Origin of the sequence: Leeuwenhoekiella sp. ZYFB001, assembly GCF_011784865.1 — a bacterium.
Classification (GTDB): Bacteria; Bacteroidota; Bacteroidia; order Flavobacteriales; family Flavobacteriaceae; genus Leeuwenhoekiella; species Leeuwenhoekiella palythoae.
Genome location: NZ_CP050460.1, coordinates 1850940 through 1865856, shown reverse-complemented (window position 1 = coordinate 1865856; position 14917 = coordinate 1850940). Strand labels below are relative to the sequence as shown.

Below are 14917 nucleotides of genomic sequence, written 5' to 3'. Positions count from 1 at the left end.
TTAGCCAAGAAGCCGAGACATTCCTATGTTTTTTCCGTTCGGGAAAAGCTTTTAAATCCATTTAATTTTTTAAAGTAAAATTCACATCACATGAAAAAGATTCTCATGATGTTGGGCTTGGGGACTATGTTGTTCCACGTAAGCTGCAAGTCAGAACACCACGAAAAGGAAGAAGAAACTACCTTTTATGTTACTAATCCTATGCGAAAGGATACGGTAATTACAAAAGATTACGTTGCCCAAATTCACTCAAGTCGTCATATTGAATTACGTGCTCAGGAGCGCGGGTATCTTCAGAAAATATTTGTTGACGAAGGTCAAGCCGTAAAAAAAGGACAGCTTCTTTTTCAAATTATGCCGAAGCTTTATGAAGCAGAAATGCAAAAAGCAAAAGCCGAAGCACAATTTGCCAATATTGAATACCAAAACACTAAAAAACTCGCCGATAGCAATGTGGTTGCGCCTAACGAACTGGCTATGGCTAAAGCCAAGTTAGAAAAGGCCAATGCAGAGCTTGCGCTATCCCAAGTACATCTTGAATTTACTCAGATACGAGCACCATTTGACGGGATCGTTGACCGCTTCCACGTGCGTTTAGGTAGTCTGGTAGATGAGGGCGAATTGCTCACCAATCTTTCAGATAATAATATTATGTGGGTGTACTACAATGTTCCTGAAGCAGAGTATCTTGATTATAAAGCTGCGCTGAAAGATGCTACAAAACCAGAAGTTGAATTGCTTATGGCAAACAACAAATACTTTGGTCACAAAGGTATTGTAGAAACCATTGAAGCCGACTTCAATAACGAAACGGGTAATATTCCTTTTAGAGCTACTTTCCCTAACCCTGACGCGCTACTACGTCACGGAGAAACCGGTAATGTACACGTTACTATTCCTTTAGAAAATGCGCTTTTAATTCCACAGAAAGCAACTTTTGAAGTCCTAGACAAGAAGTATTGCTATGTGATAGATGACGAAGGCGTTGTTCACTCTAGACAAATTACCATCGCTGAAGAAATGCCGCACTTGTATGCTGTGAGCGACGGTCTGAGCACCGATGATAAAATTCTTCTTGAAGGATTACGATTGGTAAGAGAGAATGATAAAGTAGAATATGAAGTAGAAGATCCTAGTGAAGCGATGGCTGAATTAGCTCTTTACGCTGAGTAAGCACTTCTTCTAAAAAAGGAAAATAATGTTTAGTAGATTTATTCACAGACCCGTATTTGCGATAGTAATTTCGATTATTATCGTGTTTATAGGTTCGCTCGCGATCAAGCAGCTGCCTATATCACAGTTCCCGCAAATTGCGCCTACCACGGTAAATATTTTTATCGCGTATCCCGGTGCGAGTGCAGATGTTTTAGTAAAATCAACCTTAGTAACCTTAGAGAATTCGATTAACGGGGTTCAAGGAATGCGTTATATGGCTACCGATGCTACCAGTGCAGGTGAGGCCACGCTTAGAATCATTTTTGAACCCGGTACAGATCCTAACCAAGCTGTGGTGAGGGTCAAGACCAGGGTTGACCAGGTGATGCCCCTCTTGCCCGAATTGGTTCAGCGAGAAGGGGTAGTGATTACACCCATACAGCCTAGTATGTTGATGTATGTGAACCTGTATTCTAAGGAAAAAAGTATGGATGAAAAATTTCTGTACAACTATGCTAACGTAAAAATGATTCCTGAGATCAACCGTCTAAAAGGGGTTGCGCGTTCTCAAATTTTAGGAAGTCGTAGATACGCGATGCGTGTTTGGTTAAATCCAGATCGTATGCGTGCTTATGATGTTTCGGTTGATGAAGTGATGGAAGCGATGCAGGAGCAAAGTATCGTGGGACGTCCCGGACGCTTGGGACGAAGTTCTGGTATAGAGGCACAATCATTAGAATATGTGTTGACCTATAAAGGCCGTTATAATGAGCCTGAACAATATGAAAATATCATTATTAGAGCCAATTCTGAAGGGGAAAGCATTCGCCTGAAAGATATTGGTAAAGTAGAGTTGGGAAGTGAATTCTTTGATATCTACTCCAACTTAGATGGTCACCCTTCTGCGGCGATCGTATTGAAGCAAAACTACGGAAGTAACGCCAGTGACGTTATTGATGAAGTAAAGGAAAAGCTTGAAGAAATGCGTGCTGATTTCCCTCCGGGAATGGATTATAAAATCAGTTATGATGTTTCTAAATTCTTAGATTCTTCTATTGAACAGGTAATAGATACCTTACGAGATGCTTTTATTTTAGTTGCCTTAGTAGTATTTATATTCTTAGGAGACTGGCGCTCCACGTTAATCCCTATCATCGCGGTGCCGGTCTCTTTAATCGGGGCGTTCTTCGTCATTCAGTTTTTTGGGATCTCGATAAATATGGTGACGCTGTTTGCACTCGTGCTGGCTATTGGTATTGTGGTGGATGATGCGATTGTTGTCGTCGAGGCGGTGCACGCCAAGTTTGAAGAGCATCCGCATATATCGCCGTATCTCGCCGTTAAACAAGTTTTGGGTGAAATAAGCGGAGCGATTATAGCGATAACCGGTGTAATGGTTTCGGTATTCTTACCTATATCATTTATGTCTGGTCCCGTAGGAACGTTCTATAGACAATTCTCCATTACTATGGCGAGTTCCATTGTAATTTCAGCATTGATCGCGTTGACGCTGACGCCGGTATTGTGTGCGATGCTTTTAAAGAACAACCACGGAAAAGAGAAGAAGCGTAATCTCTTTACACGTGCGCTGGATAAATTCAACAGTGGTTTTGATAAACTCACCGGAAAATACGTTGCAGTACTGAAGCGTATCGTGAGTAGAAGATGGTTAACCTTCGGAATTTTGATCGCGTTTTGTATTGGTATTTTCTTAGAAAGTCAAGTGCTTCCGTCAGGGTTTATTCCTAGTGAGGATCAAGGTACGATCTATGCGATCATCCAAACACCTCCGGGAGCAACTTTAGAGCGAACCAATAAAGTTTCGCTTGAACTTCAGAAAATCGCTGAAGAAGTTGACGGTATCGAGTCGGTTTCTTCGCTTGCGGGTTATGAGATTATGACCGAAGGTCGTGGTTCTAACGCAGGTACGTGTTTGATCAACTTAAAACCTTGGTCTGAACGCGAGCACGATGTGACCGAAATTATGGAAGAGCTTGAGGAGAAATCAAAAGGGCTAGGTGCCGTAATTGAATTCTTTGAACCGCCTGCCATCCCTGGTTTTGGTTCTTCTGGTGGTTTCTCAATGCGTTTGCTAGATGAAAATACGGAGACCGATTATCAAGATTTTGATAAGGTGAACCAAGAGTTTGTAGATCATTTAAAGGAGCGTAAAGAGCTCACCGGTGTATTTACCTTCTTTGCGGCAAATTATCCGCAATATGAACTCGAATTCAATAATGATCTTGCCATGCAAAAAGGTGTTTCAATAGGTAAGGCTATGGAAAATCTGAACATTATGATAGGTAGTACCTACGAGCAAGGCTTTATTAAGTTTGGTCGCTTCTTTAAGGTATATGTGCAGTCTGATCCTAAATTCAGAAGATTACCTTCAGATGTGCTCAATATGTTTGTGAAGAATGAGGATGGCGAAATGGTTCCGTATTCTGCATTTATGACCTTGAAAAAAACACAGGGCCCTAACGAGGTAACGCGTTTCAATATGTACAATTCTGCGGCAATACGCGGTCTTCCGGCTCCCGGATATACCACAGCAGACGCGATTGAAGCAATTCGTGAAGTAGCAGTGACAACCTTACCCAAAGGATATGACATTGGCTGGGAAGGTCTTTCTTATGACGAGGCTAACCGCGGTAATGAGTCTGTTTATATTTTCTTGATTGTATTAGTCTTTGTGTACTTTGTTTTAGCTGCACAGTACGAATCCTTTATCATTCCGTTATCGGTAGTGTTCTCGCTTCCGGTTGGGGTGTTTGGATCATTTATGGTGCTTAAAATGATGGGACTACAAAATGACATATATGCTCAAATTGGTCTCATAATGTTAGTAGGTCTTCTGGGTAAAAACGCTGTGCTTATTGTAGAATTTGCGGTATTAAAACGCTCTCAGGGCGCCACGATACTCGATGCTGCGATAGAAGGTGCAAAGGTACGTTTCAGACCTATTTTAATGACTTCGTTTGCCTTTATCGCCGGTTTAATTCCGTTGCTATTAGCATCAGGAGCAGGAGCGATTGGTAACCATACGATTGGTGCTTCGGCATTAGGCGGAATGTTATTCGGTACCATTTTCGGGGTAATTATCGTGCCCGGATTGTACTTTATTTTTGGCTCTCTCGCAGACGGAAGAAAATTAATTAGAGACGAAGAAGACAGTTCTTTAACCGAAGGCTTTGTACACGAAATAGATAGTTTTTCAAATTCAGAAGAAGATGATCAAGAAGATAAATAAAACGCAATTTTTATATACCGTAATGGTGTTGTTCATACTGGCATTTTCTGCCTGTAAAGCACCAGGTTTAGCAGAGCGGGAGGTCGATTTAAAAGACCTCCCACAAAGCTATACCAACTATGCGGTGACTGATACGACCAACACTGCTTTGATACACTGGAAGCAGTATTTTACAGATCCTTATTTAACCGTGCTTATAGATTCTGCTCTGGCAAATAACCAAGAGTTAAATATTATGCTGCAAGAAATTGCGATTTCAAAAGCAGAGATCAAAGCAAAAAAAGGTGAGTATTTACCCTTTGTAGGCTTTGGCGCCGGTGCCGAAACTGAAAAAGTTGGTAGATACACCAGTCAAGGAGCAAACGATGCCAACACCGATATTAAAGAAGGTGTTGAATTTCCTGAACCCTTACCCAATTATCAATTTGGTTTGCATGCGACTTGGGAGTTAGATATCTGGAAAAAGCTGCGCAATGCAAAAAAAGCAGCCGTGTTCAATTATCTATCAAGTGTTGAAGGTCGAAATTTTATGGTTACACAACTCGTAGGTGAAATCGCTGAAAGCTATTACGAACTTTTAGCCTTAGATAATCAACTTGCGATCGTTAACCGAAATATTGAAATTCAGAGTAATGCATACCGTATTGTAAGACTTCAAAAGGAGGCTGCACGCGCAACCGGTCTTGCGGTAAGTAAATTTGAAGCAGAGGTATTGCACACTAAAAGTTTGCAGTTTGATATTCAGCAACGCATTGTAGAAGCTCAAAACCGAATTAATTTTCTGGTGGGTCGCTTTCCGCAGCACGTTGCCCGCAGTTCTGAAGATCTGATGGCAATGAAACCTGCGGTTATTCAGTCTGGAGTTCCCGCACAACTCTTAGAGAATCGTACTGATATCAAGCAAGCCGAATTAGCGCTTGAAGCAGCTAAGCTTAACGTAAAAGTGGCAAAAGCACGTTTTTATCCTTCCCTCGGTATTTCAGCCGGAGTAGGTTTTGAAGCGTTCAACCCGAAGTATTTGCTAGACACTCCGGAGTCTTTATTGTACTCGATCGCAGGAGAGTTGACAGCGCCTTTGATCAATAGAAACGAGATCAAAGCAGCTTACGCAGGTGCAAATGCGAAACAAATTCAGGCGGTTTTTGATTATGAGCAAACCGTGTTGAATGCATATATAGAAGTGGCTAACCAATTAGCGAAGGTTGATAATTTAGAACAGAGTTTTGCGCTGAAGTCGCAAGAAGTAGATGCCTTAAATCGTTCGGTGAATATTTCAGGGCAGTTGTTCTCTTCGGCAAGAGCTGATTATATGGAAGTTTTAATGACGCAGCGCGATGCGTTAGAGTCTAATTTTGATTTAGTGGAAACTAAAATGGCTCAAATGAATGCCTATGTGCATATGTACCAGGCGCTAGGTGGCGGCTGGAACTAGTTTTTAGTTAGTGTTGAGGTTGTTTGCATCGCTTCTTTTGATATCGGAAGCATGCAAACTAGAAACCGCCCGGTGGTGATGTCCCGGGCGGTTTTTTATTGAAATCAATTAAGACACAAAATATGGTTTTGGAAGTGGTTGTTTATAAAAGTTTGAGAATTACATTTAAAATTTTTCTACTTTAGTCTGTAGCAACCTCAAACAACCTGATATGTTATTCGTCTATATCCTCATCGGAATTTTAGTTTTAATCGCTATTCTGCATTTGACAGCCAAAAAGCAATACGTAGTAAAGCGTGATATCAACATTCAAAAACCAGCAGATAAAGTTTTTGAGTATTTAAAGTACTTAAAAAATCAAGATCATTGGTCTCCTTGGAGCCGAAAGGATCCAGATATGAAGAAAGTCTATGAAGGGGTAGATGGTACCGTAGGCTTTGTTTCTAAATGGGATGGAAATAAAGAAGTAGGAAGTGGCGAACAAGAGATTACAGGGATCATTCCCGGTAAACGTATAGAAAGTCAGTTGCGCTTTATTAAACCTATGAAAAGTACCAGCGATGCATGGTTAGCGGTAAGTACACCTAATCCCGGGATCACTAACGTTGCTTGGGGTTTTAGCGGAAAGAATAAGTTTCCCTTTACAGTAATGACGCATTTTATGAGTATGGATAAAATGGTAGGCAAAGATTTTGAAGCCGGACTCAAAAATCTCAAGGAAATTCTTGAGGATAATTAGAAACCAAAAATTTTAGAATAAAAAAAGCGACCTAAGTTGGTCGCTTTTTTTTATTCTAAAATTTATCCCTAGATAATCGTGCTTTGTCCCGCGTGAATGTTTCTAAAATTACGATTAGAATCTTCGGGATGTGTGATGTAGTCAGCGATAAAGTCACCCACTTTGGTTGTGCTATATGGCTTTTTAGGATTGATATCGCCAGTAGTGATCCCTAATTCTAATGACTTTTCTACTGCTTTTTCTATAGCATCTGCTTCTTTGTGAAGATCCAAATGGCGTAACATCATTGCTGCAGAAAGAATAGAAGCCAGCGGGTTAGCAATATTTTTACCAGTAGCTTGCGGGAATGAGCCGTGAATAGGCTCAAACATTCCTACAGTGCTTCCGATAGATGCAGAAGCCAATAGCCCGATAGAACCACCAATTACTGATGCTTCATCAGAAATGATATCTCCAAAAAGATTTTCGGTTAAGATCACATCAAACTGACTCGGATTTAAGATCATTTGCATTGCTGCGTTGTCCACAAATAAAAAGTCGAGTTCTACATCATCATATTCTTTAGCGATCTCGGTAACGGTTTTACGCCATAAACGCGAAGTTTCTAATACGTTTGCCTTATCTACAAGCGTTAATTTTTTTCTTCGATTTTGTGCTTCTTTAAAGGCTAGATGCGCAATACGCGTGATTTCTTCAACAGAGTAGGAGCAACCATCGCTTGCTACTTGTCCGTCTTCGCTTAATTCTTTTGATCCAAAATAAATTCCCCCGGTAAGTTCGCGATAGATAGAAATATCGGTCCCGCTGATGATCTCTTTTTTCAAAGGAGAATTTTCGATCAAGCGCTCGTAAGCTTTTACCGGTCTGATGTTACAGAATAGACCAAGCGACTTACGCAGCTTTAATAAACCTTGTTCAGGTCTAACTTTTGCTGAAGGATCATTGTCGTATTTAGGATGACCAATGGCACCAAAAAGTACCGCGTCGCTTTCCTGACACAACTTGATCGTATCTTTAGGAAGCGGGTCTCCCGTCTCGTCAATAGCGCAAGCGCCTACCAGCGCTTTGTTAAATTTAAATGTATGATTGTAAACGTCTGCGATCGCATCAAGCGCCTTCACGGCTTGCTCAGTGACCTCAGGGCCAATACCGTCTCCTGCTAAAAGTGCTATATCAAATTTCATAAGTGCTACTTTATCGTTTATTAGTTAGAAGCTGCGTTCAAGTTCAAAAGCTTCGATTTTATCTTTTTTACTGATCAAGAAATCAATGTCATCATAGCCATTGATCATACAAACCTTTTTATACGGATCGATCTCAAACTCGAGTTCGCCCGCAGGGGTACTCAATAATTGGTTTTCTAGATCGATGGTGAGTTTGGTATCCGGTTTTTCAGCAACAAGTGCTAAAAGTTCTTTTAAATATTCCGGAGTTACCTGAATAGGAAGAATACCATTGTTAAGCGCGTTTCCTTTGAAGATATCTGCAAAGAAACTGCTGATCACTACTTTAAAACCATATCCTGCAATCGCCCAGGCGGCGTGTTCTCTACTAGAACCACAACCAAAGTTATCTCCGGCAACTAAAATAGGACCGCTGTACGTAGGATCGTTCAAAACAAAATCCTCATTTACTTCACCGTTTTGTTTAAATCTCCAATCTCTAAAAACATTATCGCCAAAGCCTTTTTTGTCGGTAGACTTTAGGAAGCGTGCAGGTATGATCTGGTCTGTATCTATATTTTCAATAGGTAACGGAACAGCAGTATCGGTAAGTTTTGTAAACTTTTCCATCTAGTTTAATTGTTTTGTAATGTCTGTAATTTTTCCGGCAACGGCGGTGGCGGCAGCCATTAGCGGACTCGCTAAAATCGTACGAGCGCCTTGTCCTTGGCGTCCTTCAAAGTTTCGGTTTGAAGTAGAAACGCAATATTCACCTTCCGGAATTTTATCATCGTTCATCGCTAAACAAGCAGAACAACCGGGCTGTCTCAATGCAAATCCGGCTTCAGTAAAGACTTTATCCAGTCCTTCTTCTACGAGTTGCTTAGCAACTTGCTGCGATCCCGGAACTAACCAAGCGTTTACATTTGGTGCTTTTTGTTTTCCTTTTACAAAATCTGCCGCAATGCGGAAATCTTCAATACGTGAATTGGTACAACTACCAATAAATACATAATTGATAGGTTTATCAATAAGGCTTTCCCCCTTTTTAAAGTTCATATAAGCGAGTGCCTTATCTAAATTTACATCCTCTTTATCAGGAATGGTACCGGTAACTTTAATTCCCATTCCCGGGTTTGTACCGTAAGTAACCATTGGCTCGATGTCTTCTGCATCAAACGAGTATTCTTTATCAAAAACCGCATCAGCATCTGTAGGAAGCGTTTTCCAGTAGGCCAACTTTTCTTCCCATTCTGCACTTTCCGGAGCGAACTCACGCCCTTGAACGTAGTCAAAAGTAGTTTGGTCTGGAGCGATCATTCCGCCTCGCGCACCCATTTCGATACTCATATTACAAACTGTCATACGGCCTTCCATAGACATTTCTTCAAAAACATTTCCGGCATATTCACAGAAATATCCAGTACCAGCGTTGGTGCCAATTTTTGAGATCACATAAAGAATTACATCTTTAGGAAGCACGTTAGGTTTTAATTTTCCGTTTACGTTTACTCGTAGACTTTTTGGCTTAGTCAATAATAAACACTGGCTCGCAAAAACCTGAGCAACCTGGCTGGTACCAATACCAAAAGCGATCGTGCCAAATGCGCCGTGAGTAGAAGTATGGCTATCCCCACAAACCATCGTCATTCCCGGTTGTGTGATTCCTAATTCGGGAGCCATCACGTGTACGATTCCGTTGTATTTGTGACCAAGACCATAAAGCGTGATCCCGTGTTTCTCACAGTTTTCTGAAAGTTGCTTCAGCTGATTTCTTGATAATACATCACGTACCGGCAAGTGTTGATCTACGGTTGGTGTGTTGTGATCTGCAGTCGCCACGATCTGATCAGGGCGTGCTACGGGGATGCCGCGTTCTTCTAATTCTGAAAAAGCTTGCGGACTGGTAACCTCGTGAATAAGGTGTTTGTCAATATAAAGTACTTGTGGTCCATTAGGCACCGTGTCAACCACGTGTGCATCCCAGACTTTATCAAATAGGGTTTTTCCTGCCATTTTAATTTAATTGGTTCCTGAGAACACTTAGATTATATGAAAAAATAAGGATTCTAATTCAAGAATCCTTATTTAATAGTTTAATTTATAATGTGTTATGCTTCGACTTGCGTCTGAATTTTCGCTTCTTTCATGATTTCGTGAATGTCTTCATCGTGAATTTCCTTCTGCTTATCTGCAAATTTAAGAAAGACCTCATAAACATCATCTAACTGAAGCTTGGTTAATTCGTACCCTACTTTTTTAGAACGATACGCTAAAGCTGCGCGACCGCTACGAGCAGTAAGAATGATGGCGCTTTCGGTAACACCAACTTCTTCTGGATCCATAATTTCGTAAGTCTCGCGGTTTTTGATCACACCGTCTTGGTGAATCCCTGAGCTGTGAGCAAAAGCATTAGAGCCGACAACCGCTTTGTTAGGTTGTACCGGCATTCCCATTTTGTCACTTACCATTTTGCTGGTATCCCAAAGTAGACGAGAATTGATGTTAGTATCTAAACCTAAGTCCGGATGTTGACGTAAGATCATCACGACTTCTTCAAGAGCGGTATTTCCGGCACGTTCGCCAATACCGTTTATAGTACATTCTATCTGTCGCGCACCATTAACCACACCGGCAATAGAGTTGGCAGTTGCAAGGCCCAGATCGTTATGACAGTGGCAAGATAGAATGGCTTTGTCAATACCTTTTACGTTTTCCATAAGGTATTTCATTTTTGCTCCGTATTCTTCGGGTAAGCAGTATCCTGTAGTATCAGGAATATTAAGGACCGTAGCACCTGCTTTTACAGCAGCTTCACATACACGTGCCAGATACTCATTGTCTGTACGGCCAGCGTCTTCAGCATAAAACTCTACATCTTCTACAAAGGTTTTTGCATAAGCCACAGCATCGTAAGCACGTTTAATAATGTCCTCACGATTTGATTTGAACTTGTATTTAATGTGTGAGTCGCTGGTACCAATTCCTGTGTGAATACGTGGCTTTACAGCATGTTTTAAAGCTTCAGCAGCTACTTCAATATCTTTTTTAACGGCACGGGTAAGACCGCATACCGTTGCGTTTTTTATCAAACGCGAAATTTCTTCAACAGATTTAAAATCACCGGGGCTAGAGATAGGGAAACCGGCCTCAATAACATCAACACCCAGCAGGTCGAGACGTTCTGCAATAATTAGCTTTTGTTGGGTGTCTAATTTACAGCCCGGGACTTGCTCCCCGTCTCGTAGTGTTGTGTCAAAAATTTGGACTTTGTTATCGGTCATAGTGCTTTTTTTCTCAATTTAAGTGTGAATATATATATTGGTAGTACTTTTGAGGTTACCAAAGCAAAATAACCTACGATGTTTAAGCAAAAACGTCTTTATTTAAAGTACTGATAAACAATATTTTATGCGTAAAATCATTACAACAGCAAATGATTCAAAAGATTCGCTTTACGTGCTCATCAAGTCGTTATCAAAGTCTGAAAAACGACAATTTAAACTTTACGTAGGTCGCCTGGACGGAAACGCAGATTCTAAGTATTTACAGCTTTTTAACCTGCTGGATAAAATGAATACCTATGATGAAAGCGAAATTTTTAAGCAGAATATTGTCAAGAAACAACAGCTGTCTAATCTAAAAGCGCATCTCTATAAGCAGATTTTAATCTCGCTGCGCTTGAGTCCGGCGCATCAAAATATACGTGTTCAAATACGAGAACAGTTGGACTTTGCTACGGTGCTTTATCAAAAAGGCTTGTATCAACAAAGCTTAAAGCTTCTGGAGAAAGCCAAGCATATGGCAATTGAGAATGAAGAAAAAAATGTGGCGTATGAGATCGTTGAGCTTGAAAAAGTGATCGAAAGTCAATACATCACGCGTAGTATGAGCACCCGCTCTGAAGAGTTGGCAAACGAAGCTAAGATCCTTAGTCAGCAGAATCTGATGACCAGCAAACTCTCTAATTTATCGCTTCAGCTGTATGGTTTGATGTTGAAAACGGGATATGTGCGTAGTGATGAAGAGAAACGAGAGATCACTCAATTTTTTACAAAATCGATGCCCAAGTATAAAATGAGCGATCTGGGATTTCGAGAGAAGCTCTGGCTGAATAAGGCCTACCTCTGGTATAGTTTTTTAATTCAAGATTTTTTAAGCTGCTTTAAATATGCCACGCGCTACGTAGAGCTGTTTGAAGAAACACCGTCAATGATCGCCCGTAATCCGGTGTTTTATCTTAAGGGAAATCATTATTTGCTAGAGTCGTTATTCTTCTTGAAACATCACACCAAATTTGAAGAAGTCCTTGCTCGACTAGAAACTCGTTTAGCCTCTACAGACTTTCCGCACAGTGATAATTTGGAGATTTTAGAATTTCTATATGTGTACTCGCACAAGCTGAATCATAAGTTTATGGTGGGTGATTTCAGTACAGATGACGGACTCATAGAAAAAATTGAAAAATACCTGAAGCAGTCGGGGCAACGCATGGATGAACACCATATAATGGTGTTTTATTACAAGATCGCTAGTCTGTATTTTGGAAATGGTCAGAATAAAAAGTGCATCGAGTATCTTGGAAAAATCATCAACAATAAATCGCTCAAAATGCGCGAAGATTTGATGTGTTTTGCACGTATTCTTAATCTTGTGGCGCATTATGAAGCCGGAATGGATTATCATTTAGAAACGCTTTTACGAAGCACTTATAAGTTTTTGATCAAAATGGATGACCTGCACGAGGTGCAAAAAGAGATGATCAAATTCCTAAGAAATCTAGGTGAGATCTTCCCGGGCGAATTGAAAAACGAATTCAAAAAATTACGGAATAGGCTAGAAGTCTATGAAGATGATCCGTATGAGCGCCGGGCATTTTTATACCTTGATATTCTTTCTTGGTTGGATAGCCGAATTGAAAACCGCCCTGTTGCCGATATTATTAAAGAAAAAGCATCTTTGCTTAATCGCTAGTGTTCGAAGAAAATTCTTGTTTTGACCCAAACCCAAAATTCCTATTTCAAAAATATTTTGCAGCTTAATCTGGCAATGCTCTTAGTGAGTACCAGTGGTGTTTTAGGGAGAGCGGTCACTTTGCCACCTGTGGTAACCATTGGCTGGCGGGCACTCTTAGCAGTAGGGTTTCTGTTTATATTTTTAAAATGGAAAAGGATCAGTCTAAAAATAGATCGAGAAGATCGTTTTAAGGTGATTTTAGGCGGAATTTTAATGGGCATTCACTGGGTCGCTTATTTCAAAGCATTGCAACTGAGTAATGTCGCTATTGGGATGCTTACCATTTTCACCTATCCCGCGTTAACCAGTATTTTAGAACCATTGTTGTTGAAACTTCCATTTCAGAAAATCCATTTATTTTTAGGATTGCTGGTACTTGCCGGTATTGCGTTCTTAATACCTGATCTGGATTTTGAGAATGAATATACACAGGCGGTAGCTTTTGGCTTAGGTTCGGCATTGGCGTATGCTTTGCGTAATATTTTGATGAAAAAACAGGTGGAAAAATATCACGGTAGTTTATTAATGACCTATCAAGCACTTATTGTAGGAATTGCATTAATTCCGTTGAGTTTTCAAACCAGTGTTGAAGCACTTCAGGAAAATCTCTTCTGGCTCTTAGCCTTAGCGTTGCTCACTACAGCTTTAGGGCATACCTTATTTTTATTGACTTTTAGACATTTTTCGATCACTACTGCAAGTATTATAAGTAGTGTGCAGCCGGTATATGGGATCGCTTTAGGGATTTTACTTTTAGGGGAAATGCCGCAATGGAGCACTATAATTGGCGGAGTTTTGATCATTAGTGCAGTGATCATAGAAAGTTTACGTAATGTTAAACCGAAAGCCTAAACGGTTGACTGTGAGTATAAAGGAATAATTGTTTTTAAACAATCTAAATACAAATCATTCAAAATCAGCTATTTAAATTCATTCTTGCTAGAATAGCCTGTACTTTTACTTCAGTATTAATCCAAAAAAGAAACGTTATGGCTATCAGACTCGGAAATAGTTGTTCAAATTGCGAAAATTTAACAGCATCAAATCAATGTAAACTTCACGATGTACAAGTAACTGCAGGTTACACTTGTGATAGTTTTTCAATGAAAGCAGAACTTAAAAATGATCCTAATTGCGCTAACTGTGCTCGTTTTCACGGTCCTACTTGTGCAAATCCTCAGAAAGCAGCTCCAGAAATGCTATGCTCTCACTGGGCTCCGCATAACAATGCAGCTTAATTTTCTGAAAGTTATAAAATTATATAGTAAAGCTCTTTCGCAAGAAAGAGCTTTTTTTATTGGCATCGCCAAATGTTTAAATAGGATGTAAGACTAGCTATCGGGAGGCTTCGAAATAAAAATTATTATCCAAGTAAATCTTCAAGTATTTGCCCAGAGGCAGTTAACTTATAAGTAGCAGCAATTCCAATTAAAGCTAGAGTTATTAATCATCTAAACAGGCTCTCCACAAATTATCATCTAGTGGCGGATCTGCAATAAAAGTCATTTCTTTCTTTTGTACAGGATGTACTAACGTTAATTTGCGTGAGTGTAAATGTATGCTTCCGTCAGGATTGCTTCGGGCAAAACCGTATTTCAAATCTCCTTTGATCGGGCATCCAATCGCTGATAATTGGGATCTAATCTGATGATGGCGTCCGGTATGTAAATCGACTTCCAATAAAGAATACGTATTTAATTTTTTGAGTACACGGTATTCTAAAATTCCTTTTTTACTGTCAGGCACTTCGTTGATGTGACTGTACGACTTGTTTTGCTTAGGATTTCGTTTTAAATAATGAACAAGCCTATCTGAAGTTTTAGGCGGGTCTTCCTTTACTAACGCCCAATAGGTTTTTTTTGCCTCTTTTGCCGCAAACAGCTTATTGAGTCTCGGTAAGGCTTTCGACGTACGTGCAAAGATCACAATGCCACTCGTAGGGCGGTCTAACCGATGCACGACGCCGAGATAAACAGCTCCCGGTTTATTGTACTTTTCTGCGATATAACTTTTTACCACTTCGCTAAGTGGCTTATCTCCGGTTTTATCACCTTGTACGATATCTCCAGGCCGTTTATTGACGACAATAATATGGTTGTCTTCATAAAGGACTTGAAGATTCTCTTTTGTGCTATGTATTGCTTGATTTTTCAGAGGAAAGA

At 40.2% G+C, this 14917-nt stretch carries 12 protein-coding genes; 7 read left to right on the top strand and 5 right to left on the bottom strand.

Annotated elements, in window-relative coordinates; translation table 11 throughout:
* The first annotated feature begins 90 nt into the window (after positions 1–90).
* From HCN54_RS08180 to HCN54_RS08165, 4 genes are all read left to right on the top strand, one after another.
* Complete coding sequence (locus tag HCN54_RS08180) at positions 91–1173, top strand: efflux RND transporter periplasmic adaptor subunit (protein ID WP_167597312.1); 1083 nt, start codon at positions 91–93, stop codon at positions 1171–1173.
* 25 nt (positions 1174–1198) lie between these two features.
* Positions 1199–4405 (top strand): efflux RND transporter permease subunit, encoded by a 3207-nt coding sequence (locus tag HCN54_RS08175; RefSeq protein WP_167597311.1) that lies wholly within the window; start codon positions 1199–1201, stop codon positions 4403–4405.
* Complete coding sequence (locus HCN54_RS08170) at positions 4386–5837, top strand: TolC family protein (RefSeq protein WP_167597310.1); 1452 nt, start codon at positions 4386–4388, stop codon at positions 5835–5837. The genes HCN54_RS08175 and HCN54_RS08170 overlap by 20 nt, the downstream gene beginning before the upstream one ends.
* A 211-nt stretch (positions 5838–6048) precedes the next feature.
* Complete coding sequence (locus HCN54_RS08165; protein WP_167597309.1) at positions 6049–6576, top strand: SRPBCC family protein; 528 nt, start codon at positions 6049–6051, stop codon at positions 6574–6576.
* A gap of 68 nt (positions 6577–6644) precedes the next feature.
* On the opposite strand, the gene leuB is transcribed toward HCN54_RS08165, so the two are convergent.
* The 4 genes from leuB to HCN54_RS08145 form a co-directional block, all read right to left on the bottom strand.
* A complete protein-coding gene (gene leuB / locus HCN54_RS08160; RefSeq protein ID WP_167597308.1) occupies positions 6645–7760 on the bottom strand; it encodes a 3-isopropylmalate dehydrogenase in 1116 nt (371 codons plus the stop codon).
* A gap of 24 nt (positions 7761–7784) precedes the next feature.
* Positions 7785–8369 carry a 3-isopropylmalate dehydratase small subunit gene (leuD, locus tag HCN54_RS08155; RefSeq protein WP_167597307.1) on the bottom strand — a complete coding sequence of 195 codons (585 nt, stop codon included), beginning with the start codon at positions 8367–8369 and terminating at the stop codon, positions 7785–7787.
* The gene (gene leuC / locus HCN54_RS08150) at positions 8370–9755 is read right to left on the bottom strand and encodes a 3-isopropylmalate dehydratase large subunit (RefSeq protein WP_167597306.1); all 1386 of its coding nucleotides are present in this window, start codon (positions 9753–9755) and stop codon (positions 8370–8372) included.
* Positions 9756–9850: 95 nt separating this feature from the next.
* Positions 9851–11023: a 2-isopropylmalate synthase gene (locus HCN54_RS08145; protein WP_167597305.1), complete on the bottom strand. Its 1173-nt coding sequence runs from the start codon at positions 11021–11023 to the stop codon at positions 9851–9853.
* Positions 11024–11150: 127 nt separating this feature from the next.
* On the opposite strand from HCN54_RS08145, the gene HCN54_RS08140 reads away from it, so the two are divergent.
* From HCN54_RS08140 to HCN54_RS08130, 3 genes are all read left to right on the top strand, one after another.
* On the top strand, positions 11151–12713 hold the full coding sequence (locus HCN54_RS08140) for a hypothetical protein (protein ID WP_072979381.1): 1563 nt from the start codon (positions 11151–11153) through the stop codon (positions 12711–12713).
* A gap of 21 nt (positions 12714–12734) precedes the next feature.
* Complete coding sequence (locus HCN54_RS08135) at positions 12735–13607, top strand: DMT family transporter (protein WP_317172015.1); 873 nt, start codon at positions 12735–12737, stop codon at positions 13605–13607.
* Between the two features lie 137 nt (positions 13608–13744).
* A complete protein-coding gene (locus HCN54_RS08130) occupies positions 13745–13993 on the top strand; it encodes a hypothetical protein (protein WP_072979377.1) in 249 nt (82 codons plus the stop codon).
* Between the two features lie 205 nt (positions 13994–14198).
* On the opposite strand, the gene HCN54_RS08125 is transcribed toward HCN54_RS08130, so the two are convergent.
* Positions 14199–14909 (bottom strand): RluA family pseudouridine synthase, encoded by a 711-nt coding sequence (locus tag HCN54_RS08125; RefSeq protein WP_167598862.1) that lies wholly within the window; start codon positions 14907–14909, stop codon positions 14199–14201.
* Positions 14910–14917 lie beyond the last annotated feature (8 nt).

Excerpts from the sequence above, each read along its gene's own strand:
- HCN54_RS08145 (WP_167597305.1), bottom strand. The coding sequence starts at position 11,023 with ATGACCGATAACAAAGTCCAAATTTTTGACACAACACTACGAGACGGG.
- HCN54_RS08170 (WP_167597310.1), top strand. The coding sequence starts at position 4,386 with ATGATCAAGAAGATAAATAAAACGCAATTTTTATATACCGTAATGGTG.
- HCN54_RS08140 (WP_072979381.1), top strand. The coding sequence starts at position 11,151 with ATGCGTAAAATCATTACAACAGCAAATGATTCAAAAGATTCGCTTTAC.
- HCN54_RS08175 (WP_167597311.1), top strand. The coding sequence starts at position 1,199 with ATGTTTAGTAGATTTATTCACAGACCCGTATTTGCGATAGTAATTTCG.
- leuC (WP_167597306.1), bottom strand. The coding sequence starts at position 9,755 with ATGGCAGGAAAAACCCTATTTGATAAAGTCTGGGATGCACACGTGGTT.
- HCN54_RS08180 (WP_167597312.1), top strand. The coding sequence starts at position 91 with ATGAAAAAGATTCTCATGATGTTGGGCTTGGGGACTATGTTGTTCCAC.
- leuD (WP_167597307.1), bottom strand. The coding sequence starts at position 8,369 with ATGGAAAAGTTTACAAAACTTACCGATACTGCTGTTCCGTTACCTATT.
- HCN54_RS08165 (WP_167597309.1), top strand. The coding sequence starts at position 6,049 with ATGTTATTCGTCTATATCCTCATCGGAATTTTAGTTTTAATCGCTATT.
- leuB (WP_167597308.1), bottom strand. The coding sequence starts at position 7,760 with ATGAAATTTGATATAGCACTTTTAGCAGGAGACGGTATTGGCCCTGAG.
- HCN54_RS08130 (WP_072979377.1), top strand. The coding sequence starts at position 13,745 with ATGGCTATCAGACTCGGAAATAGTTGTTCAAATTGCGAAAATTTAACA.